The sequence below is a fragment of the Sinorhizobium terangae genome, from assembly GCF_029714365.1.
Lineage (GTDB): Bacteria > Pseudomonadota > Alphaproteobacteria > Rhizobiales > Rhizobiaceae > Sinorhizobium > Sinorhizobium terangae.
Map to the genome: position 1 here is coordinate 2,850,696 of NZ_CP121659.1, position 21,336 is coordinate 2,872,031.

Here is a 21,336-nt window from a genome sequence, read left to right on the forward strand (position 1 = left end):
TTAGATCACGCTGACTTCGGGTCGATTCGTCCCGAAATCAAATTTGAGACGCGGGATGCAGCCGCAGGCCGCGCATCCGAATTAGAAAGTCGGGCGAGGAACCGGGATCGGCACGTTGGCGATCGCGGCGACATCACCCTGCCCCGCGACATCGCTGCCGGCCTTGGCAGTCTTGTCGCTGCCGGGGATAAGCCCGGCAAAAGCAAGCTTCAGCGGGCGATTGAGTTCGTGGATATAGGGAGAAAGCAGCTTCTGGCGGCCGGCTTCGTCGCGGCCCTCGCTGCGCACCTTCGCCGCGGCCTTGGAGCAGATCTCCTTGCTGATGTCGGCAACCAAATCGCGATCCTCGCCATAGGGGGCGATCTGCGTCAGCGATTGCTTGCCGGCATCGCTGGTCGTCAGCGCCATCTGCAACAGACGTGCGGACTCGTCGGCCCGGGCACCGAGACTGTCTTCCCCGAGGACCACCGAAAGGACGCTGCGTCCACCGCGCGTCGCTGACGAGACCTGGTTGAAGCCAGAGGCGCAGATAAAGCCGGTCTTCATGCCGTCCGCGCCATCGAAGCGGCCGATGAGCATGTTGTAGTTGGTATAATCCTTCTTGCCGGTGGTGAAACCCTCCAGCGCGAAATAGGAAGCATATTCGGGGAACTCGCGCTTCAATGTGATGGCGAGTACGGCGAGGTCGCGCGCCGTCGTGTACTGCCCCTCACCGGGCAGTCCGTTGGCATTGATGAAATGCGACGAGGTCATGCCGATACGGCGTGCCTCGGCATTCATCCGCTCGATGAAAGCTGCTTCCGATCCGCCGACCGTTTCCGCGATGGCAACGGCGATGTCATTTGCCGATTTCACCAGCATCATCTTCAGCGCGCTGTCGAGCGTCATCGCCTGGCCGGGCTTGTAGAACATCTTGCTCGGCGGCTCGGATGCAGCGTTCTTCGTCATCACGACCGGGCTTTCCAGCGTCAACTGTCCCGTCTTGATCGCCCGAAACGTCGTGTAGGCCGTCATCAGCTTGGTCAGCGACGCCGGGTACCATCTCTTGAAGATGTCCTGATGCTCGTAGACCTTAAGTGAATTGATGTCGACGACCAGCCGCGGATTGGCAGATGCGGGAAGCACCGCCGCCAGAAATGCCGTACAGGCCCCCGCGAGAACGCCCATCGCCCTCGCCCGGCCATGTCCCAAGAATCCACCTGTCACCACAATCCGACCTCGAAATTCCGCAGTTGCCTCGCCTCGTCCCGGTATTTAGCCTATATGGCGAGGAGATGGCAAAGCCCAATCCATGGCTGCCGCGCCAATCCACTGCGCCTTAGTGCCCGAACCGACAGGACGACCCTATGCCGATTCTCAACCGCGCCGCCGAACTCCAGAACGAAGTCACCGAATGGCGGCGCCACCTGCACAGGAACCCCGAACTTCTGTTCGCGGTGGAAAATACGGCAGCCTTTGTGGAAAGGAAACTGAAGGAATTCGGCGTTGACGAAATCGTGACCGGCCTCGGCCGAACCGGTGTCGTCGGCATCATCCGCGGCAATCTTGGCGCCGGCCGCACGATCGGGCTGAGAGCCGACATGGACGCCCTGCCGATTACCGAGACGAGCGGCAAGCCCTGGGCGTCGACGACCGCCGGCAAGATGCACGCCTGTGGTCATGACGGCCATACAGCGATGCTGCTCGGCGCGGCGAAATATCTCGCCGAGACGCGCAATTTCGCGGGCTCCGTGGCGGTCATCTTCCAGCCGGCGGAAGAAGGCGGCGGCGGCGGCAACGAGATGGTCAAGGACGGCATGATGGAGCGTTTCGCGATCGAGGAGGTCTACGGCATGCACAACATGCCGGGCATGCCGGTCGGCCATTTCGGCAGCCGCGTCGGCCCGATCATGGCGTCCACCGACGAGTTCACCATCACCATCAACGGCCGTGGCGGACATGCCGCGCAGCCGCACAAGACGATCGACCCGATCGTGATCGGCGCGCAGATCGTCAACGCACTCCAGACGATCGCCTCGCGCACGGTCGATCCTCTCGGATCCGTCGTCGTCTCGGTCACGAAGTTCAACGCCGGCTTCGCCCACAACGTCATTCCCGAACAGGCGGTGCTCGCCGGAACCGTCCGCACCCTGATGCCGGAGGTGCGCGACACCGGCGAGGCCCGCATCCGCCAGATCGCCGAAAGCATCGCCGGCGCCTATGGTGCGACGGTCAACGTCTGGTATGGCCGCAACTATCCGGTGACCGTCAACCACGCCGATGAGACCGGCCACGCGCTTGCGGCAGCCGCGACGGTTGCCGGCGCCGCCCAGGTCAATGCTTCACTCGACCCGATGATGGGCGGCGAGGATTTCTCCTACATGCTGCTCGCCCGCCCCGGCGCCTTCATCTTCATGGGCAACGGCGACACGGCCGGCCTTCACCATCCGGCCTACGACTTCAACGACGAGGCAATCCCCCATGGGATTTCCTATTGGGTGAAGCTCGCTGAAACGCGACTGGCCGCCTGAGAGACAAAAGCGGGGAGGCGGCGGCAATGCATCAGATCGACAAGACGGATCGCAGAATCCTGAACATTCTGCAGGCGGATGGGCGGATCACCAATCTCGAACTCGCAGACCGCATCGGCCTGTCGCCGACAGCAACCAGCGAAAGGTTGCGGCGCCTGCTGAAGGAAGGCTACGTCTCGGGTTTCGGCGCACGGCTCGACCCGCACAAGCTCGGCTTCGGCCTGCTCGTCTTCATCGAGGTCATGCTGGACAAGACGACGCCGGAAGTCTTCGACCAGTTTGCGATCGCCATCAAGCAGGCACCCGCCGTGCTGGAGTGCCACATGGTCGCCGGCGGCTTCGACTATCTGGTCAAGACCCGCTTCGAGGACATGACCGCCTACCGCAACTTCCTCGGGCAGGTGCTCTGGACGCTGCCAGGCGTCAAGGAAACCCGCACCTACGCGGTCATGGAAGAGATCAAGAACGACGGTCCGCTGCCGCTCGTCTGAAGGCGGCAGGCCTGAGCAGCGACATATCCGGACTGCTCAGCGACACCCCCTCTGCCCTGCCGGGCATCTCCCCCACAAGGGGGGAGATCGGCTGGAGCAATCGCCTGCCCCTATAACTGCGAGCACACGATATCCAGAGCCAACAGGCGAACCATTGGTGGAAAGCGGCATCGCCACTTGCCAATCTCCCCCCTTGTGGGGGAGATGCCCGGCAGGGCAGAGGGGGGTATCACAGCTGCTTTCCGCAACCGGATTCCCCCTCCAGCCCTCTATAGCGCCGTATGGCCGGCAAGGCATACGGTGCAGTAAGAAGGTTCACGCCTTGAGCGAAGCCATGTCGATCACGAAGCGGTAGCGAACGTCGCTCTTGATCACCCGCTCGTAGGCCTCGTTGATCTGCTCCATCTCGATCGTCTCGATTTCGGAAACGATGCCGTGCTCGCCGCAGAAATCCAGCATCTCCTGGGTTTCCTTGATCGAGCCGATCATCGAACCGGAAATGCTGCGCCGCGCCGGAACCAGCGAAAAGGCGTGGACCGGCACCGGGGTCTCAGGAATGCCGACAAGCACCAGGTCGCCGTCGACCTTCAGGAGATTGAGATAGGCGTTCCAGTCGACCTCGGCGGCAACGGTGCAGATGATCAGGTCGAAACTTCCGGCAAGCGCCTGGAACGTCTCCGGATCGTTGGTCGCGTAATAATGATCCGCGCCGAGTTTCAGCCCATCCTCCTTTTTGGAGAGGCTCTGGCTCAGCACGGTAACTTCGGCGCCCATCGCGTGGGCAAGCTTCACGCCCATGTGGCCGAGGCCGCCCATGCCGACGATTGCAACCTTCTTGCCGGGCCCCGCCTTCCAGTGGCGGAGCGGCGAGTAAAGCGTGATACCTGCGCAAAGCAGCGGGGCGGCCGCGTCGAGCGGCAGGTTCTCGGGAATAGAAAGCACATAGCCTTCCTTGACGACGATATGGTCCGAGTAACCCCCCTGGGTCGCGGTCTTGCCGTCGGCCTCGACGCCGTTATAGGTGACGACCAGGCCGGGTAGGTAATGCTCCAGATCGAGGTCGCGGGTGGCGCAGGTCGTGCAGGAATCGACGAAACAGCCGACGCCGGCACGGTCGCCGACCTTGAACTTGGTGACCTTCGATCCGACCGCCGACACAATGCCGACGATCTCGTGGCCCGGCACCATGGGAAAAGTCGAGTTGCCCCATTCGTTGCGGGCCTGATGGATGTCGGAATGGCAGACGCCGCAATATTTGATGTCGATGACCACATCGTCGTCACGCGGTTCGCGGCGCTCGAATGTGAAGGGTACCAGCGGCTTCGATGCATCGGTCGCCGCATATCCTCTAGCTATAGCCATGGGTCTGTCCTTGATGTCTTGGGAAATGATGCGCTCGTGAGGCGTGGACCTCGAGCGACAGGGCGGACTATGCTGTCCCGGAGCGACGAAGCGTTAGTGCGATCCTGCAAAAGTTTTGCACAATTCTGCATGAATGAAGGCGCCGCCGTGGCGAGGCTGCGGCGGGAACCTATCTGAACGGCACGCCGCACAGACCTAAGATATTGGAAAGGCCGCTGAATATGACGACGACAAGACAGACGCCGCGCCAGGAGATGATCGATATCATTGCCCGTATCGCCGACAAGGATGGAGACCACGCCACGATCGTGCCGGGTCTCAGCGTCCACCGGCATTCAAGCACAGCGAAGCCGAATTGCGCAGCTTACAGGCCGAGCCTGGCGATCATCGTGCAAGGCGCCAAGCGCGTGGTAGTTGGCGACGAGACCATCGTCTACGGCGCTTCGGACTACCTGTTGACCTCGATCGACCTGCCGGTCATTTCCCAAATCTCGCATGCGTCGCCGGAAGAGCCGTACATGAGCCTCGCGTTCCAGATCGATACCGGAAAGATACCGGCACTGGTCGATCTGATCGGTAGCCGCCCCGCGAAGGCGTCGGCCTCCGCGCGCGGAATGACGGTCAGCAAGATAACACCAGATCTCGAAGACGCTGCACTCCGCCTGCTGCGGCTGCTCGATCGCCCGGACGACATTGCCGCCCTTCTGCCGTTGATCGAGCGGGAACTCCTCTACCGCCTGCTCGTCGGGCCGCATGGCGTAAGGCTCAGGCAGATGATGACGGCGGAAAGTCAGCCGCACCAGATCGGCCGCGCCGTCGCATGGCTGAAGGAGCACTATACGCACCCCTTGCGCATCGACGATCTCGCGAGCCGGGTCAGCATGAGCGTTTCCTCGCTTCATCATCACTTCAAGGCAATCACGGCGATGAGCCCGCTGCAGTATCAGAAGCAGCTCCGGCTGCAGGAAGCGCGGCGCCTGATGCTGGAAGAGCGTCTCGATGCAGGCGATGCTGGCCATCAGGTCGGCTATGAGAGCCAGTCGCAGTTCAGCCGCGAATATTCCCGCCAGTTCGGCGAACCGCCGGCGCGCCATATCGGCCGCGTTCGCCGCAGCCTCGTCGAGCGTTTAGGTGGCGAGACGGAGATTTTGAGCGAGGGTTAGGAGCCAGACGATTCTTCGCGTATCTTTGGACGCCCGGCGCGGGCGTCTCGTTCACCAGCCCTCTTCCAGCACCCGCCCCAGCATCTCGGCGAAGAAGTCGGCGCTCTCGCGGCTGAGGCAGAGCGGCGGTTTAATCTTCAATACGTTCAGGTGATCGCCGGTCGGCTGCATGATGACGCCGAGTTCAAGGAGCCGGTTGCAGATCGCCGCCGTCTCCTGCGTCGCGGGTTCCAGCGTTTCGCGATCACGGACGAACTCGACGCCGAGATAAAGCCCCATGCCGTGGACCGCGCCGACGAGCGGAAAGCGCTCGCCAAGCGCCTGCAGTCGCGCCTTGAGGTGGTCGCCGACCGTGCGGGCATTTTCCTGCAGCGCCTCGTCGTGGAGAATGTCGAGAACCGTGAGGCCAACGACCGAGCTTACCGGACTGCCGCCGGACGACGAGAAGAAGTAGCCTTCCTTTTCCAGCGCCTCCGCGATCTCGCGCCGCGTGATGACGGCACCGAGCGGATGGCCGTTGCCCATGCCCTTGGCGACCGTGATGATGTCCGGGACGACACCCTGCTCTTCGAACCCCCAGAAGTAATGGCCAAGGCGGCCGTAACCCACCTGCACCTCGTCGGCGATGCAGACGCCGCCCCGCTTCCTGACCATGGCATAAACGGCTTGGAGATATCCGGGCGGCAGCGGGATGCCGCCAGCGTTGCCATAGACCGCTTCACAGATGAAGCCCGCAAGGCCCACCCGGTTCTCGTCGAGTTCCTCCAGTTTCTCGGTCACGGCACGAACATAATCGACCGTCGAACCTTCCCCGCGAAACGGTCCGCGATAGGTGTTCGGGGAGACGACCGGGTGCACCCAATCGGGCCGCGTCGTCAGCGCCTGCGGGTTGTCGGCGATCGAGGTCGAGACCGCATCGCTCGCAACCGTCCAGCCATGATAGGCTTCGAGCAGAGAGAGTATGTGGCGCGCGCCGGAATGGGCCCAGGCGAGCCGGATCGCAAGGTCGTTCGCCTCCGAGCCGCTGTTGACGAGGAAGACCGTGTCAAGTCCATCGGGCGCTAACTCTGCAAGCCTCTCCGAAAATTCCGCGACGGACGCATAATGGAACCGCGAATTGGTGTTGAGCAGCGACCATTGCCGGCCAACCGCCGCCGAGAGGCGCGGATGGCCGTGGCCGACGATCGTGACATTGTTGACCATGTCGAGATAGGCGCGGCCCTCGACATCGAAGAGATGTTCTTTCCAGCCCCGCTCGATCTGCGGCGGCTGCCGGTAATAGTTCTTTTGCGGCCGTGCGAAATGACGTTGCCGGCGCTGAAGCAGCTCGCCTGCCGCCGGCAAAGGCGCATCACAGTCGAAACCGAGCATTTGGGCGGGCGACGGGCAAAGCGCCCGCCAGGCTTCCGCCTGGCTTGCTGTCGCGAAAGGCGGCGGGTCGATCTCCGCTTCCGTCGAGAGCTGGACGCGGATGAAGCCGAGCGCCGGCGGATCGCCGGACACGACGCCGATCGGTGCTCCGGCTTCGATCGCACCTTCGGCGGCCTGTTCGATGCCATGCAGATGAAGATGCAGCCCATCGGTCGACAGAACCATTTTATCGCCGCGCCGCCCGAGGTGCCCCGCGAAGGGCGCATGGACGGCCGTTTGCCCGTGCAGGCAGAGATCGACGTGCAGGGCGAAGGTCGCAGGCGACCTTGCCTGGAGAAGCCGCGTCTCGGTCAAGCGGAATTCGCCGTAGCGCGTGGCGGAGGTGCCGGCCGCCCGCGCCGCCGACTGTAAGAGCAGCGCTTCGGTGTCCTCATAGTGCCAGCGGTCGGCCGGAAGATGAGGCCCAAGAAGCGAAAGATCGACGATCCCGACGCGGGAGGGCTCGATGTCCGGCAGCAGCCGGCCGGCCGTCAGGGGCACGGTCGGTGCCGCCCCCTTCCCCACCGTCCGGCGGATTGCCTGCTCCATCAGAGCGAAAGGCACGGACAGCGCAACATCGAGAATTTCGCGTTCATGGGCAGCGTTTCCACGGACATAGGCGTTGTCGGGATCGATCTCCAACTGCTGTTCCGTGCTTGCGACCAGAATGCCCGCCCGTGCCACGATGAGCGGCCAGAGCGCTTCCAGCTCGACATCCGTCAGCGGGAATGCCGCGTGGAACGCCTGGACCGCCGGCAAGATGAAGAACGGGTCGCCGTCGGCGTGGTGAAGCAGCGACGCACAGGTGACCGCCAGCTCCGCAACGAGCCACCCCTTGAGGACATCACCGAAGTCGATCACGCCCTCGGGCACCAGCCTGCCGCCCTCCACCCTGCTCACGACGTTGTCGTCGGTGACGTCCTGGTGGATCGCCTGCACCCGTAACTCCGGCATCAGTGGCTGCACGCGCCGCATGGCGGCGACCATCGCCTCTGCGACACGCTTGCGCAAATCGACGTCGGTCATGGTCTGCAGCAGTTGCAGGGCGACCGGTCCAGCCCGTTGCAGGTCCCATTGCAGTTCGCGTTCGAGCCCGGGATGATCCAGCCCCTTGAGCGCCGAAGCCAACCTTCCGGCGAGATCGCCCAGTTCCGCCACCGTTTGCGCCGGAAGATGCTTGCGGCGGGTCAAAGGCGTACCGTCGAGATAGGTGAGCAGCCGGAACTGATAGGGCACGTCCCGGACGATGGCGACGACGATGTCCTCGCCATTCCGCGCCGGGATGACGGCCGGCACCTTCGGAGCGCCCGCGGTGGCGCCGAGATGATGCAGCGCTGCATTCTGCGCCTCAAGTTCGACCCGCGCATATTCCATCCGGCAGATTTTCAGGACGAACCGGCCGTCCTCGGTATCCACGCGGTAGTTTCGATCCTGCTGGCTGCCGAGTTCTGTCAGCGCGCCGGAAAGGTCGTACTCAACCGACAGAACGCGTTTCGCCTCCTCGGCCGAAACATCCGGCCTGGCAAGTTGCGTGCGGAGCTTGAGCGCTTCTCCGTCCATCCTTCAATTCCCGTTTGTTCGCGGGACCGCCTCACTGCGAGACGCCCTCAAGGCGATAGCGCGTGCCCGGATAAAGCAGCCGCGCGGTCGTAACACTCGCCGTCTCCGACCAGGTCCGACGGCGGATCATCAGGCACGGTTCGTTGCGGCCGATCGCGAGAAGCTTGCATTCCCAAGGCTTGGGCGATACGGCCTCGACAATCTGCTCGGTGCGGGTGATCGGCGCCACCAGGGTCAGATAGGCGTTTGGGGTGATGGCGCTGAAATCCTGCGCCATGTAGCTCGGGCAGACCGTCGGGTTAACGAACCGATCCTCGATCTGGATCGGCACCTCATCCTCGCAATGGACCATGATCGAATGGAACACCCTTGCCCCCGTCGGGACGCCCAGCGCATCGCCGATCTCGGGGCTCGCCGGCTCCTCCTCTAAAAGGGTCAGCCGCGAAGTGTGCCGATGACCACGCTCGCGGATCTCGTCCGCGATGTTGCGGACCTCGAGGAGCGCCGTGCTGCCCTTGTGGGCCGCGACAAAGGATCCGACCCCCTGCACCCGTGTGATCGCGCCCTCGCTCGCAAGCTCGCGCAAAGCCCTGTTCGCCGTCATCCGGCTGACGCCGAGATCCGCGACGATATCGTTTTCCGACGGTATCCGGTGATTGGCCGGCCACTCGCCGCTCTCAATCCGGCTGCGAATGAACTGCTTCACCGCCTCGTAGCGCGGAACTGGCCCTGGCGCGAAGGCTGCCATGTCGTTCGTCCACCCCGGTGCCGTCATCACCTGCTCCCAATTAACGCCTATGAAGGCAACGACCATCTCGGCAATCACTCTTTTCGTCGATTTTAGCCTTGCGCGCCACCACAAAATACCTATAGTTCCATATACAACCACGTACAGGAAAATCGCAGCATGGCCACGTTTCCCGTCCAACGGCTCTTTGCGGAGCGTGCTCTTCTTCCAGGCGGCTGGGCCGAAAACGTGGCCATCACCCTTGACGACGGGGGCGGCATCGCATCGGTCACGCCCGGCCAATCCATTGCGGAAGGCGACGAGCGACTTTCGGGACCGGTGATTCCGGCGATTGCCAACCTTCACTCCCATGCGTTTCAGCGCGCCATGGCCGGCCTCGCGGAAGTAGCAGGCACGGGAGATGACAGTTTCTGGACCTGGCGCGAGGAAATGTATCGCACCGTCGGCCTCGTCGACCCGGACGACGCCGAGGCCATCGCCGCCAAGCTTTACATGGAGATGCTGAAGGGCGGCTTCGGCCGTGTGGTCGAGTTCCATTATCTCCATCACCAGGCAGACGGCACCCCTTATGCCGATCCTGCCGAAATGTCGCTTCGGATCTTGCGCGCGGCCGAGGCGACGGGCATCGGCCTGACCCATCTTCCCGTCTTCTATGCCCATGCCAATTTCGGCGGTGTGGCGCCCAATCCCGGCCAACGCCCGTTCCTGCATGATCCGGATCGCTTTCTCGCCCTTCTCGATCGCCTTGGTCCCGCCTGCGCGAGCGGTGGCGCCAAGCTCGGCTATGCGATTCATTCCTTGCGCGCCGCGACGCCGGACGAGATGCGGACAATTCTCGCTGCGGCTCCGGTCTCCGGCCCCATTCATATTCATGTGGCCGAGCAAACGCGCGAGGTCGACGACTGCCTCGCCTGGAGCGGCCGGCGGCCGGTCGAATGGCTGCTTGATGAAATGCCTGTCGACGCACGCTGGTGCGCCATCCACGCGACGCACATGACGGCCGAGGAAACGAAGCGGCTCGCCGCTTCCGGGGCGGTTGCCGGCCTTTGCCCCGCGACCGAGGCCAATCTCGGTGACGGCATCTTTCCCGCCGTCGAGTTCATCGCCGACGGCGGCCGCATCGGCATCGGCACCGACAGCCATGTCGCAACCAGCGTCGCGGAAGAACTGCGGCTTCTCGAATACGGCCAGCGGCTGCGCGATCGCCGGCGCAACCGGCTTGCCGCCGGTCCAGGCGCGTCCGTCGGGCGATCGGTCTTCGAGGCGGCCCTTGCCGGCGGGTTGCAAGCCGCCGGCCTCGACGCGCCGGGCATCAAGGCGGGCGCACGCGCGGATCTCGTCGTCCTCGACGGCGCCAACCCGTATATCGCCGCCGCCACCGACAACCAGATTCTCGACCGCTGGCTCTTCGCGCTCGGTGGTGAGGCGGTGCGCGACGTGATGGTCGCCGGCCAATGGAAGATCCGCAATGGACGCCATGATCGGGAGGAAGAGATCGACCGCGCCTTCGCACGGGTTCTGACGAAACTGAAATAGTCACCGAAGCAACGATCAAGATCAGACGACCGACGATTGCAGGCCGTGCACAATAGAACGTCGGGTGATATTCTGTGCAATCTGGCTAACCGTATGTCGCGCCTTGTGCGGCGCCGGCCATGTTTCGCGATGCAAGACCCAGACCGGCGACAAGCCTGCGAATGACATCGACCGGATGCGCAACCTGATGCAAGGAGCCACGCCATGAAGATCCTGCGCTCGAACGAATACCGGCGCATGCCGTGGAAAAACGGTGGCGGCGAAACCGTGGAAATTGCCGTCTCCCCGGAGCGCGCGTCGCTTTCCGATTTCGATTGGCGCATCAGCATGGCGACGGTCGCGAGCGACGGCTCCTTCTCCAGCTTCCCCGGCATCGACCGCACGCTCTCGATCCTCGAAGGTGCCGGCATGACGCTTGCAATCGAAGGCCGGCAGCCGAAGCTGCTGACGGTCGCCGATCCTCCCCTCTCCTTCCCCGCCGAGGCGCCGACATCGGCGACGCTTCGCGACGGCCCGGTGATTGACCTTAACGTCATGACGCGGCGCGGCGTGCTGAAGCACCGCGTGCGGCGGCTTCACGTCGAGGGTTCGCAATCGCTCGAATCCCATGCCCGGGAACTCATCGTCTTCTGCCACCGCGGAAGCGTCACGCTGGCGACGGAGGGCGTGACCGCAACGCTTCATGCGCTGGACGCCGCGATCCTCATCCAGCCACTCCCCCTCACGCTGACGGCGGAGATCGCGTCCGGGCTTTTCCTTGTCGAGATCGTGCCCGGCGGCGCGGCCTGACATCGAGCGGTCGACGACCTCCGCGTGGGCGTTGCGGCCTACCTCGTGAAGCAGATCGAGTGCGTGGGCGATAATTTCGGCGGCGATCCGATCGGCGACAGGTATGGTCACGTGGCCGCGACCGGCATGTTGATCGCCCTACTCCCTTTGGGGGGCGCCGCTAATTCTTGACAGCAACCGGCACTGTGAGAGCCTACTGCATGATCGCTCAAATCGGAATCGATTTGAGCGATCATGCCAGCGGTTCAACGTCCTATAGTGATCCCTTGCGCGCCTCAAAAGACGCGCGGCGCTGCAGGACGTCTCGGTTGCAGTCGAGGAAACGGTGCCGCGATGCCCGAAAAAGACAGGAAACGCCGTGCCGCCCAGATTCCCACCGGCAGTTGGCCGCCACGCATGATGGCGGAGATGGCGGCCGGTTACGTTGGTGAAAAGCACGTCGAAGACTTCCTCGAGCGGATCGGAACAATTTACCCGCAGCCGCGCCTCGTCGAAGGCCCCAGGCGCAAGTTCTGGTACCGGGAAGATCTGGACAAGGCCATGAACATGGCCCTGCCGAGGGCGCCGCGGTTCAGCGAAAAACTCCAGGCAAAAATAGCGGAACGGAGGGCCGCACGGCGGGCCCGCGTCAAAACCTGATGATACCGTTCACCCAATATTCCACCCGATCCTGGATCGTGTTTCCTTGCGCTTTTGCTTCGCTCCAGACCGCGCGGCGATACCGGCCCTCGGTTGCGATCTGATCGATCGCCAGGAGGCCACACAGTCCAACAATGACGAGTAGCAAGCCGCGCATTCCTGAATCTTAGCGATAAATGATTTAGCAAATTCTAAATTCTATCGCGCAAATGCAGCAGATCGCCATACTGGCTTTATTTGCAGAAGCGTACCGGAATCGAAGAATCCGACCTTCCTCTCCACTCACTCCATGGATAGCGTCGCACCGTAGTTTCCGCTGGAACTACATCTTTCCCCCGTATCCCTTGAAGGCAACGGGATGCGAAACTTGCCCCGCCCTTGCGCGGGGCTTTTTCTTTTGGGGGGTGTGAAACAAGGCAGCGTCACGCACGCCGCTTTAGTCCGACGATTGAGGATATCCCCATCAGCCGAGCGGCGGCGCGTGCGTGGCGAACTCTCAGGCTGCCCACATAAACCACAACGCACATTTAAAGGCCCTTTGAAGCGATTTTAAGCCTTTGGAGACGATGTGAGTTGAAGATAGGATGCAACTGATTTGCGCAAGGAGATGCGCCATGACCCAGCATCGCAAGCAGCGAGTGGACAGAGAATATGTTTGATGCCCGGATCATCGCTAACGAAATGCTCACTAGGGCGTGGGACGAAGGCCTCGAACTCACGCAGATCGATGTGCAGAAAATCCTCTACTTCCTGCATGGGCATCATCTAACCGAGTATGGGCAAGCTCTCGTAAAGTCTGAGTTTGAGGCTTGGGAGTTTGGACCTGTCCAAAGATCCGTCTACGACGAGTTCAAGAAATATGGCGACGAACCTATTACCGAGCTTGCCCAGAAATTCGACCCGGTGAAGCGGACCACCGCGCCCCTTCCCAAGCTAACTGATAATGCTGCGATCTCCACGATCGAGCAGCATCTCTACAAGTATCTTGAGATTCCGAGCTTCACCTTGGTGGACATCACCCACCGTCCCGGCACCCCTTGGTCTCGAACGATCGAGGCAGCAAAGTCCCGTGTTAACGTTGGTATGCGAATCAAGGATGATCTGATCTTGTCGTACTTCGAGGGGCTACAGACCGCTTAGGGGCGCTTAATTGGGAAAGATGAAACGCAAGGCCATCGGCCTTCTAAATCGCATACAATTTATTGACCTTGCGCAAGCCGTCACCGTTTCCTCGGCCGCGCGAAAGGGCTGGCTCAGAAGATACCTTCATCGTGCGGTGAACGGCGGAAAATTTCCGAGCTACCGATATTTTCGCGCCGCCATTCCCACCATCTATGGTGTTGCCCGGGGCCTGGATCCGTCTCCACCTGTCGGACGAGGCGAGCTGGAGCGATATGTTAAGGCGGCGTGCAAGGGTATAGACGAGGGCATCAATGTCGACGCCGCTTTGACTCTTTTTGATGTAGTCAGGCCGAGAGGCTATGCCGCGTATGACCATCCAGCACGCAATCTGGCGCTCGGCCTTAACAGAACAGCGGCGATTGGGCTTCAACACGAGCTGGTCAAAGACGACGAGCTGATTTTTCAGTTTGCCTATCCTCGGCGAGAGCGTCTTGACGATCACACAATCAAGGTTCTGCTCTCCATCATCCACCACGCATATGCAGTTGGTGACCGTGAAGCGGCAGTTGTGGAGCTAGCCGACTTGAGCTGTGATTTTGAGACCGTCGAGTCCCGCCGCGACCGTTTACCCAAGGTCCGCTCGCCTCGCATCGTGCGGCTATCGAGAGACGACCTTATCTCGTTGGATGACCTAGCCCCAGAGGTCCAAAGCGTTCACGATCTCCTTCTTGAACTCGGAGACGAACCGGATCCGTCGTAGTTGGGTTCGATCCACGAATCAGCTTTCCTGCTGAGAGAGCGCGCCAAGCCCCTGTTAAAAAGCAGGTGGTCTTGGTGGCGCCTTTCAGGAGATTCATGCATGCCGCTAATCCGAGACGCCAAGACGTTATCCAACAAGGCCATTTGCTCGATGCGAATGGCCATGAGCACGTTCAACAGCTACGACGACGAGGGCCGGGTCTGCTCGGTTCTCCTGCACTTGCAGCACGCCTGCGAAATGCTCCTCAAGGCTGTCCTGGTGCAGAACAGAGTGAAGGTCTTCGACGAGGAGAACGGAAAGAGCATCAGCTTCGATCGGGCGCTACACCTGTGCCGACAGGATCACGGTCTCACGGAAGCCGAGGCTGGAACGATGCGCATGATCGACGCGCTCCGCGACGCCGAGCAGCACTGGTTCACGGTCGTCGAGGAAGACGTTCTGTACCTCCAGACGCGGGCGCTGGTCACCGTATTCGACATGTACCTGAAGCGGGCACTCGACCTCGACCTTTCGTCCCGCATCCCCGCCCGTGTGTTGCCCGTGTCGACCAAGCCGCCGGGCGACTTCGACTTTCTCGTAGACCGAGAGTACCGGCTAATCGGCGAGCTACTTAAACCCGGCAAACGGAAACGCGACGAGGCCCGCGCCCGCATACGCGCACTACTCGCGATGGAGGGCCTCGCCGCCGAGGAGGTCCAGATTTCTGAGAAGGACATCAACAGGATCGAGAAAGCGATAAAGGCGGGGAGCGAAATGGGAGAGGTCTTCCCGAGGCTTAACACTATCGCCAGCACGATTGAGGGCGACGGGCCGGCGATCACGGTGCACTTCTCGAAGAAGGAAGGCCCTCCCGTCAAGTTCGTGGCTGGGGACGACCCGCAAGCAGCTGCGGCCGTGCGACAGGTGGACTTGCAGAAGAAATTCCATATGGGCGCTACGGAGCTAGCGAAGGTGCTCAAGCTGAGCCTCCCGCGAGCGTTGGCCCTCCGGCGCTACCTCAAGATCGATGACGACCCTTCGTGTCACCACAGGTTCGAGTTCGGGAGCTCTAAGCACGACCGTTTCTCTGACAATGCCCGGAACAAGATGAAGGCGGCGCTCGAAGAGGGCATCGACATGGATAAGGTCTGGAAAGAACACGGACCCGGCGTTCAAAAGAAGCAGCCCGCAAAGATGGCAGATGCTCCCGCCTGAGATATCGTCGTTACGCCCTGCGGATTCCTACGGGCTCAAAAGGCACTTTCGGGCGGATTTTGACAGAAGGGCCGGAAAATCCAATATTCCGATTTTCGGTGTCAAAATTCCGGAAAATCGCGGCGAGCTACATCCGGAAAAGCGCGGCGAGCTACATCGAGCCTAATCGATTCCACACTGTCGGCTAAATCGTTGGTAGCGGAGGAGGGATTCGAACCCCCGACACAAGGATTATGATTCCTCTGCTCTAACCTACTGAGCTACTCCGCCGCCGGTGCCGTGGAGGCTTCGTGAAGAAGCCCGTCTCGGCTGGACGGGCGGCTTATAAGGTGCTGTTCCGGCTAGTGTCAAGCAAAGTCTGCGGGAAAATGTGAACTTTTCCTGACGTTGCTGATCACGCCTTCTCAAGCCGCCGCCGGCGCCTGCAAAAGCGCCTTGAGCGCCGCTTCCGCGCCGGGCTCGCGCTCGGATTTGCGAATGAAGCCGCCGCCATAGACGCGTGCGTCTTCGCCGGTGCCGGAATAGAGCGCGCAGGCCTGGCCGGGCGCGACGCCCGCCTCCCCTTCGGCAAGCTCGACATAAAGGCCCTCGGCGTCGCTTTTCAGGACCGCCGGCATCGGCTGGCGGGTGGAGCGTACCTTGGCGAAGCAGTCGAAGCCGCGGGCGGCCGCCTGCTCAAGCTCCTCGTCACCCAGCCAGTTGATGTCGCGCAGATAGACGCGGCGCGTCTCCAGCGCTTCCTTCGGGCCGACGATGACGCGGCGCGAGCGGGCGTCGAGATAGACGACGTAGAGCGGCCCGCCGGTGGCGACCCCGATGCCGCGCCGCTGACCGATCGTATAGTGCAGGATGCCGTCATGGCTGCCGAGCACCCTACCGTCGAGATGGACGATCTCGCCGGCAAGCGCCGCATTCGGCTTCAGCTTCGAGACGATGTCGCTGTATTTGCCCTGCGGCACGAAGCAGATGTCCTGGCTGTCGGCCTTCTTGGCGACGATCAGGCCCATGTCTTCGGCAAGCGCCCGCGTCTCGGCCTTGGAAAGGCCGCCCAAGGGAAAGCGCAGATAATCGATCTGTTCCTGCGTGGTCGCGAACAGGAAATAGCTCTGGTCCCGCTCGGCATCCGTCGGCCGGTAGAGCGCGCGCTGCCCCGCGTAACGCGGGTTCGGGCTCGGCCGGGAACGGATGTAGTGGCCGGTGGCGAGCGCGTCGGCACCGAGCTCCTTGGCGGTCGCAAGCAAATCGGCGAACTTGACCGTCTGGTTGCAGGCAACGCAGGGGATCGGCGTCTCGCCGGCAATATAGCTTTCCGCAAAGGGGTTGATCACCGTCTCGCGGAAGCGTGCCTCATAGTCCAGCACATAGTGCGGAATGCCGAGCGTCTCGCAGACGCGCTGCGCATCGTCGATGTCCTGGCCGGCACAGCAGGAGCCGGCGCGGTGCACCGCCGCCCCATGATCATAGAGCTGCAGCGTGATGCCGAGTACGTCGTAGCCCTCGCGTTTGAGCAGCCCCGCCACGACAGAGGAATCGACGCCGCCGGACATGGCGACGACGACGCGCGTATCTTCGGGCTTGCGGTCAAAATCGAGACTGTTCACGGGATCCAATCCGGCATTGCGGCGCGCCGATCGCTTGCGCCGCCCTGTTTCACGCTCTTGCCGTGGGCCTCCCGCAAAGGCGGCGCCGGCCGGCATTTTCAAGGCTTTCTGTGCCGCGACATATAGAAACTTGTCCGCCTTGCGGCAAGAGCGGAGGTTTGGTGGCCGATAGACGTGGTCAGATCAGCTTCATCCGCATCGCCCGGGCGATCGCCTGCATGCGGTTGACCGCGTCGAGCTTGCGGGTCGCGCTCTTGAAATAGCTGCTGACTGTATAGGCGGAAATGCCGAGGATGATGGCGATCTCGTCGCTGCTCTTGCCCGCCGCCGCCCAGCGCAGGCACTCGATCTCGCGGCCGGACAACTTTTCGCGCACGGTGCTGCCCGTATCGAAGGTGCGCTCGAGGCACTCGAAGAGCTGCACGAGCGTCAGATAGAGCATCGCGCATTCCGCGCCGACCGGCTCTTCCCGCGCGCCCGAAAGCAGGACCACGTATGGTTCTCCGTAGGTCGTATGCAAAAGCAAGGCAAAATGACGCGCCATGTCGGGATCGGCGAGGTGACGGACGGAGATATCTCCTCCCTCCGTGCTTGCCGCGTCCAGAAGCTCCGCGCCGCCCGCGAGCGGCAGCTTCGTCTGGCGCAGGCGCTGGACAAGGACGCTCGCATGAAAGGCGCCGGAAGCATCGTATTGGCGAACCAGCTCGGGCGGCCAGTTGCTGAGCACCAGGCTTTCGGAAAACCGCTGCTGTTCGGCGAGCGGCAGCCGCGCGATCAGGAAGCGTTGAAACCGGTAGCGCGCAATCAGTCTGCGCATCAGGTGCAGCAGCTCGTATTCGGTGCGCACCGATGCCGGATCAAATTCGAAATACATGTCCGCCTCAGCCTCGCGCCGCAAGGCCGGTTCACTCGATTCCTTCATACCTTGTCACCACGTTGCCGGCGCTCGTTCGACCGGTCGAGAATGGAATGCTTTCCTACAACCGGGCATCGTCTTCGAGTGCAGCTGAAATACAACCGGCCCCACTCCGCCGGTCGCGCAAGCAACGCGGCCGATCACGAAATAAGTTGTATCCAGGAGACAATTCCGGGAGCGTACACGCGAACGCTCATTCTTTGATGGACGCCTCGCTATCAAAAATTTTAGTTGAAGTGAAATGTGGTAATTGCATGGCTCCCATGTGAAAACCGCGCGAATCCAGGGTTTTCCGCGCAAGGCACAGCAATAGCGGAGCAAATTGGATGAAGCATGCTGGCCTGATCTTTTGAACGCGACAGGATCGCTACACCCAGCCGCGAAGTGTCTCAAATTATGAGCAAATTGTTACCTGCCGCTTAGGCAAATGTTAAATGTGGCAGGCTAAGGTCGCGTTCATATGGTCTTGAGTTTGTGTAGAGAGTCCCATGACCGAAATGATGCGACCACGCGTAAAGTATGTCATCGGCCCCGATGGCAGCCCTCTGACGATTGCGGATCTCCCGCCGGCGAACACCCGGCGCTGGGTCATCCGCCGGAAGGCTGAAGTCGTCGCCGCCGTGCGCGGTGGCCTTTTGAGCCTTGAAGAGGCGTGCGAACGGTACACGCTGACCGTCGAGGAGTTCCTTTCCTGGCAGTCCTCCATTAACGACCACGGTCTCGCCGGCCTGCGGACCACGCGCATCCAACAGTATCGCCACTGAGTTCACCCGACAGGGCCATAATTCGACACCGGCGGCTCGGGATCTGCCCGCAGCCGCCGGTGTTGTTTTTGATGGCAGGGTGCTCCTACAGCGCCGCGCGTCTCATCGGACGCGCAAAGGACGCTGTAGCACTTTGAATTGCGGCACGAGATCGCAGTCGATTTCGATCTCGGAAGTTATGCTGTAGCATCCCAGCCGTCAGCAACAGATGCGGAGCACGGAAGATCGATGGAAATCGTCGACGAGGAAATCAATTCGAAGGGCCGCTATTCGGCGACCGTGGAGGGCTATACCGGCGAGATGACCTATTCTCGCTCCTCGCCGACCTTGATCATCATCGATCATACACTGGTGCCGGATGAGTTGCGCGGCAAGGGTGTCGGCCAAGCGCTCGCAAAGCACGCGGTCGAAGAAGCGCGAAAGGGTGGCTGGAAGATCATCCCGCTCTGCCCCTTCATGCGCGCCCAGGCCATGCGCCATCAGGAGTGGCAGGACGTGATCCAGGCCTGATGCATGTCGCCCAAGAGTGTGCAGCGGTTTGGGCCAGCGGCATGCTTAAAAGCAACGACCTAAAGCGCGTCGCATGAGTCCAATTGAACGCGACGCGCTTTAGTCACGCCGGCGCGGGCGGCTTCTGCCATGCCCCTCTTTCCATTTCGACGAACGGCGCGTCCAGGAAACGCCTTAACCCGCCCTGCATCGTAACCGTCCGGTGAGCACCGCAGGTGGCCGATCGTCATTCACCTGAGCGAACGGTCAGGCTCCGTTGTCGACGATGAGAGCACCGCTGCTGTCCTCCAAAAGATAACTCTCCGGACCTTTGTCAGGAATCCGGCCGACTGTTATGCGGCCTTCATCGAACTCTAACATCAAGTCTTCATCGGTGACTGTGACCGCTTGCACCGATGAAGACCCGCAAGCGACCCGACCATCAACTCGAACTGCCGTCCAAGCTAATCCGTCCTTAAACGAGAGCGTCGTCTCCTCTGAGATCGTAGAAACAGCAACGAGTATTTTGCCGGTCAGCTTCTTCGCCAAAAATGTGTTTTTCGAGAGTTTGGTGACCACGATCATTCCCCTATACATCGGCGTGAGCAGGCCAAATCGTCCGAGTTGACCTACGCAGCGGCGGCTTTTGCCGACGATGCCACCCAGTTCCACGGAAGCAATTGCTCCAGCCTGGTGATCGGGGTGTCGGCGATACGAGCAAGAACGTCAGCAAGCCAGGCCTGCGGATCGATGTCGTTGAGCTTGGCGCTCATGATCAGCGTCGCCATGAAGGCGGCGCGATCGGCACCACGGTCGGAGCCGGCGAAGAGCCATGACTTTCTGCCGAGGGCAAAGCCACGCAGCGCCCGTTCGGCGGCATTGTTGGTGAGGCAGACGCGGCCGTCGCCGAGGAAGGACGTGAATCCGTCCCAGCGCTTCAGCATGTAATCGATCGGCTCAGTGACCGGTGAACTGCGCGACAGCTTTGTTCGCTCAGATCGAAGCCAGGCCTGAAGCTCATCGACGAGCGGACGGCTGTCCTTCTGACGTCGTTGCAGGCGTTCGCTGGCGGCAAGTCCGTTGATGTCACGTTCGATATCAAAGAGAGCGTCGATGCGTTTGACCGACTCGAGCGCAACCGGCGAGATCGCGGCAGCATTCTTGCCGCGTTTGGCGTTGCTGGCGATGTCGGCGAGCACGAAGAACTTGCGCCGTGAATGTGCCCAGCATAGCGCCTGGGTCAGCGGAACGGGATCGCGATCCACCTTGAACAGCGGATTGTAGCCGCCATAGGCGTCCACCTGCAGAATGCCGGTGAAGCTCTTCAGATGGCGCTCGGGATGCTCCTGCCGCCGATCGCGCGAGGCATAATAGAGCGCCGCCGGCGGCGATTGCCCACCAAACGGCCGGTCATCCCTGACATAGGTCCAGATGCGACCCGTATCGGTCTTCCCCTTCGCCAGGATCGGCACGGTGGTGTCGTCACCATGCAGCCGTTCGGCGGCCAGCACATGCGCCTCGATCAGCGCATGCACCGGCTTCAGCGCCGCGGCGCAGGCCCCGACCTGATCGGCGAGCGTTGACAGGCTGAGGTCGATACCCTCGCGGGCATAGCGTTCGCTCTGCCGGTTCAGCGGCTGATGCTGACCGAACTTCTCGAACAGGATCATCGCCAAGAGGTTCGGCCCGGCAAAGCCGCGCGGCGTCACATGGAAGGGTGCTGGCGGCTGGGTGATCTTCTCGCATTCGCGGCAGGTGAACTTCTCGCGCACGGTCTGGATCACCTTCCACTGACGCGGGATCACCTCCAGCGTCTCGGTGATGTCCTCGCCCAGTTTTGCCAGCTTGGCCGAACCGCAGCACGGGCAGCTCACCGGCGCGGCGATGACGACGCGCTCGCGCGGCAGATGCTCGGGAAACGGCTTGCGGGACGGACGCCTGCGCTCGAAGGCCCTAACCGTCGATGAGCGTGCTGCCATCTCCGCGGCCAGTTCGTCTTCGCTGGCGTCGGCCTCCAGCTCCTCGAGCTGCAGTTCCATCTGTTCCAGAAGCCGGGCCTTGCGTTCCGAGCGGCTGCCATGGATGTCGCGCTTCAGCTTCTCGATCTCCAGCCGGAGCCGGGCAATCAGCGCATCCGAATGCGAGTTTACCGCCTGGGCGCGGGCGGCGAGTGCTTCCGCCTCACGGCGGGCCGCGCGCTCGGCGAGGATCATCGCATGCGCGCTGGCAAGGTCGTCGGGAAGCTGATCGGCCGCATCGGTCATGGCGGGATGGAATCATAT

Annotated in this window: 20 protein-coding genes and 1 tRNA gene; 11 read left to right on the forward strand and 10 right to left on the reverse strand. The window is 62.0% G+C overall.

Annotated elements, in window-relative coordinates; all coding sequences use genetic code 11:
• Window positions 1-81: 81 nt before the first annotated feature.
• On the reverse strand, window positions 82-1,167 hold the full coding sequence (locus QA637_RS13630; RefSeq protein WP_153441568.1) for a D-alanyl-D-alanine carboxypeptidase family protein: 1,086 nt from the start codon (window positions 1,165-1,167) through the stop codon (window positions 82-84).
• 179 nt (window positions 1,168-1,346) lie between these two features.
• Here QA637_RS13630 and QA637_RS13635 point away from each other — a divergent pair, with 179 nt between their 5' ends.
• Both QA637_RS13635 and QA637_RS13640 read left to right on the forward strand, forming a co-directional pair.
• Complete coding sequence (locus tag QA637_RS13635; RefSeq protein WP_153441567.1) at window positions 1,347-2,510, forward strand: M20 aminoacylase family protein; 1,164 nt, start codon at window positions 1,347-1,349, stop codon at window positions 2,508-2,510.
• A gap of 26 nt (window positions 2,511-2,536) precedes the next feature.
• Window positions 2,537-3,001, forward strand: a complete 465-nt coding sequence (locus tag QA637_RS13640) for an Lrp/AsnC ligand binding domain-containing protein (RefSeq protein ID WP_136508815.1) — start codon at window positions 2,537-2,539, stop codon at window positions 2,999-3,001.
• Window positions 3,002-3,316: 315 nt separating this feature from the next.
• Here the strand turns inward: QA637_RS13640 and QA637_RS13645 are convergent, their stop codons facing one another.
• On the reverse strand, window positions 3,317-4,363 hold the full coding sequence (locus QA637_RS13645; RefSeq protein WP_283061728.1) for an NAD(P)-dependent alcohol dehydrogenase: 1,047 nt from the start codon (window positions 4,361-4,363) through the stop codon (window positions 3,317-3,319).
• A 221-nt stretch (window positions 4,364-4,584) separates the two neighbouring features.
• Here QA637_RS13645 and QA637_RS13650 point away from each other — a divergent pair, with 221 nt between their 5' ends.
• Window positions 4,585-5,526 (forward strand): AraC family transcriptional regulator, encoded by a 942-nt coding sequence (locus QA637_RS13650; RefSeq protein ID WP_153436513.1) that lies wholly within the window; start codon window positions 4,585-4,587, stop codon window positions 5,524-5,526.
• Between the two features lie 51 nt (window positions 5,527-5,577).
• On the opposite strand, the gene QA637_RS13655 is transcribed toward QA637_RS13650, so the two are convergent.
• Both QA637_RS13655 and hutC read right to left on the reverse strand, forming a co-directional pair.
• Complete coding sequence (locus QA637_RS13655; protein ID WP_283061730.1) at window positions 5,578-8,496, reverse strand: aminotransferase; 2,919 nt, start codon at window positions 8,494-8,496, stop codon at window positions 5,578-5,580.
• 31 nt (window positions 8,497-8,527) lie between these two features.
• Window positions 8,528-9,271, reverse strand: a complete 744-nt coding sequence (gene hutC / locus QA637_RS13660) for a histidine utilization transcriptional repressor HutC (protein WP_283061731.1) — start codon at window positions 9,269-9,271, stop codon at window positions 8,528-8,530.
• 132 nt (window positions 9,272-9,403) lie between these two features.
• Between hutC and hutF the strand changes: the two genes are divergently transcribed.
• The 3 genes from hutF to QA637_RS13675 all read left to right on the forward strand — a co-directional run bounded on the left by hutF (window position 9,404) and on the right by QA637_RS13675 (window position 12,208).
• Window positions 9,404-10,780 carry a formimidoylglutamate deiminase gene (hutF, locus tag QA637_RS13665; protein WP_153436516.1) on the forward strand — a complete coding sequence of 459 codons (1,377 nt, stop codon included), beginning with the start codon at window positions 9,404-9,406 and terminating at the stop codon, window positions 10,778-10,780.
• 204 nt (window positions 10,781-10,984) lie between these two features.
• Entirely contained in the window at window positions 10,985-11,569 is a 585-nt protein-coding gene (locus QA637_RS13670; RefSeq protein ID WP_153436517.1) for a HutD/Ves family protein, read from the forward strand.
• A 333-nt stretch (window positions 11,570-11,902) separates the two neighbouring features.
• Window positions 11,903-12,208 (forward strand): hypothetical protein, encoded by a 306-nt coding sequence (locus tag QA637_RS13675; protein WP_234886732.1) that lies wholly within the window; start codon window positions 11,903-11,905, stop codon window positions 12,206-12,208.
• Here QA637_RS13675 and QA637_RS13680 read toward each other — a convergent pair.
• Window positions 12,198-12,365, reverse strand: a complete 168-nt coding sequence (locus QA637_RS13680) for a hypothetical protein (RefSeq protein ID WP_167528119.1) — start codon at window positions 12,363-12,365, stop codon at window positions 12,198-12,200. The genes QA637_RS13675 and QA637_RS13680 overlap by 11 nt on opposite strands.
• A gap of 494 nt (window positions 12,366-12,859) precedes the next feature.
• On the opposite strand from QA637_RS13680, the gene QA637_RS13685 reads away from it, so the two are divergent.
• The 3 genes from QA637_RS13685 (at window position 12,860) to QA637_RS13695 (ending at window position 15,284) form a co-directional block, all read left to right on the forward strand.
• On the forward strand, window positions 12,860-13,348 hold the full coding sequence (locus tag QA637_RS13685) for a Panacea domain-containing protein (RefSeq protein WP_153436518.1): 489 nt from the start codon (window positions 12,860-12,862) through the stop codon (window positions 13,346-13,348).
• A 19-nt stretch (window positions 13,349-13,367) separates the two neighbouring features.
• A complete protein-coding gene (locus QA637_RS13690) occupies window positions 13,368-14,090 on the forward strand; it encodes a hypothetical protein (protein WP_283061734.1) in 723 nt (240 codons plus the stop codon).
• 162 nt (window positions 14,091-14,252) lie between these two features.
• Window positions 14,253-15,284 carry a hypothetical protein gene (locus QA637_RS13695; protein ID WP_202982032.1) on the forward strand — a complete coding sequence of 344 codons (1,032 nt, stop codon included), beginning with the start codon at window positions 14,253-14,255 and terminating at the stop codon, window positions 15,282-15,284.
• 193 nt (window positions 15,285-15,477) lie between these two features.
• Here QA637_RS13695 and QA637_RS13700 read toward each other — a convergent pair.
• The 3 genes from QA637_RS13700 to QA637_RS13710 form a co-directional block, all read right to left on the reverse strand.
• Window positions 15,478-15,554 (reverse strand) — tRNA-Met (locus QA637_RS13700).
• 134 nt (window positions 15,555-15,688) lie between these two features.
• On the reverse strand, window positions 15,689-16,885 hold the full coding sequence (gene mnmA, locus QA637_RS13705; protein ID WP_283061739.1) for a tRNA 2-thiouridine(34) synthase MnmA: 1,197 nt from the start codon (window positions 16,883-16,885) through the stop codon (window positions 15,689-15,691).
• Between the two features lie 178 nt (window positions 16,886-17,063).
• Window positions 17,064-17,807: a helix-turn-helix transcriptional regulator gene (locus QA637_RS13710; protein WP_153436521.1), complete on the reverse strand. Its 744-nt coding sequence runs from the start codon at window positions 17,805-17,807 to the stop codon at window positions 17,064-17,066.
• Window positions 17,808-18,289: 482 nt separating this feature from the next.
• Here QA637_RS13710 and sciP point away from each other — a divergent pair, with 482 nt between their 5' ends.
• Both sciP and QA637_RS13720 read left to right on the forward strand, forming a co-directional pair.
• Window positions 18,290-18,565, forward strand: a complete 276-nt coding sequence (gene sciP / locus QA637_RS13715) for a CtrA inhibitor SciP (RefSeq protein WP_003527546.1) — start codon at window positions 18,290-18,292, stop codon at window positions 18,563-18,565.
• A gap of 228 nt (window positions 18,566-18,793) precedes the next feature.
• Complete coding sequence (locus QA637_RS13720; protein WP_153436522.1) at window positions 18,794-19,075, forward strand: GNAT family N-acetyltransferase; 282 nt, start codon at window positions 18,794-18,796, stop codon at window positions 19,073-19,075.
• A gap of 246 nt (window positions 19,076-19,321) precedes the next feature.
• On the opposite strand, the gene QA637_RS13725 is transcribed toward QA637_RS13720, so the two are convergent.
• Together QA637_RS13725 and tnpC are read right to left on the reverse strand one after the other, a co-directional pair.
• The gene (locus QA637_RS13725; RefSeq protein ID WP_283061834.1) at window positions 19,322-19,726 is read right to left on the reverse strand and encodes a hypothetical protein; all 405 of its coding nucleotides are present in this window, start codon (window positions 19,724-19,726) and stop codon (window positions 19,322-19,324) included.
• Complete coding sequence (gene tnpC, locus QA637_RS13730; RefSeq protein WP_428843110.1) at window positions 19,684-21,318, reverse strand: IS66 family transposase; 1,635 nt, start codon at window positions 21,316-21,318, stop codon at window positions 19,684-19,686. Before tnpC ends, QA637_RS13725 begins: the two co-directional genes overlap by 43 nt.
• Window positions 21,319-21,336: the final 18 nt, after the last annotated feature.

Excerpts from the sequence above, each read along its gene's own strand:
- QA637_RS13630 (WP_153441568.1), bottom strand. The coding sequence starts at position 1,167 with ATGGGCGTTCTCGCGGGGGCCTGTACGGCATTTCTGGCGGCGGTGCTT.
- QA637_RS13635 (WP_153441567.1), top strand. The coding sequence starts at position 1,347 with ATGCCGATTCTCAACCGCGCCGCCGAACTCCAGAACGAAGTCACCGAA.
- QA637_RS13640 (WP_136508815.1), top strand. The coding sequence starts at position 2,537 with ATGCATCAGATCGACAAGACGGATCGCAGAATCCTGAACATTCTGCAG.
- QA637_RS13645 (WP_283061728.1), bottom strand. The coding sequence starts at position 4,363 with ATGGCTATAGCTAGAGGATATGCGGCGACCGATGCATCGAAGCCGCTG.
- QA637_RS13650 (WP_153436513.1), top strand. The coding sequence starts at position 4,585 with ATGACGACGACAAGACAGACGCCGCGCCAGGAGATGATCGATATCATT.
- QA637_RS13655 (WP_283061730.1), bottom strand. The coding sequence starts at position 8,496 with ATGGACGGAGAAGCGCTCAAGCTCCGCACGCAACTTGCCAGGCCGGAT.
- hutC (WP_283061731.1), bottom strand. The coding sequence starts at position 9,271 with ATGACGGCACCGGGGTGGACGAACGACATGGCAGCCTTCGCGCCAGGG.
- hutF (WP_153436516.1), top strand. The coding sequence starts at position 9,404 with ATGGCCACGTTTCCCGTCCAACGGCTCTTTGCGGAGCGTGCTCTTCTT.
- QA637_RS13670 (WP_153436517.1), top strand. The coding sequence starts at position 10,985 with ATGAAGATCCTGCGCTCGAACGAATACCGGCGCATGCCGTGGAAAAAC.
- QA637_RS13675 (WP_234886732.1), top strand. The coding sequence starts at position 11,903 with ATGCCCGAAAAAGACAGGAAACGCCGTGCCGCCCAGATTCCCACCGGC.
- QA637_RS13680 (WP_167528119.1), bottom strand. The coding sequence starts at position 12,365 with ATGCGCGGCTTGCTACTCGTCATTGTTGGACTGTGTGGCCTCCTGGCG.
- QA637_RS13685 (WP_153436518.1), top strand. The coding sequence starts at position 12,860 with ATGTTTGATGCCCGGATCATCGCTAACGAAATGCTCACTAGGGCGTGG.
- QA637_RS13690 (WP_283061734.1), top strand. The coding sequence starts at position 13,368 with ATGAAACGCAAGGCCATCGGCCTTCTAAATCGCATACAATTTATTGAC.
- QA637_RS13695 (WP_202982032.1), top strand. The coding sequence starts at position 14,253 with ATGAGCACGTTCAACAGCTACGACGACGAGGGCCGGGTCTGCTCGGTT.
- QA637_RS13710 (WP_153436521.1), bottom strand. The coding sequence starts at position 17,807 with ATGAAGGAATCGAGTGAACCGGCCTTGCGGCGCGAGGCTGAGGCGGAC.
- sciP (WP_003527546.1), top strand. The coding sequence starts at position 18,290 with ATGACCGAAATGATGCGACCACGCGTAAAGTATGTCATCGGCCCCGAT.
- QA637_RS13720 (WP_153436522.1), top strand. The coding sequence starts at position 18,794 with ATGGAAATCGTCGACGAGGAAATCAATTCGAAGGGCCGCTATTCGGCG.
- tnpC (WP_428843110.1), bottom strand. The coding sequence starts at position 21,318 with ATGACCGATGCGGCCGATCAGCTTCCCGACGACCTTGCCAGCGCGCAT.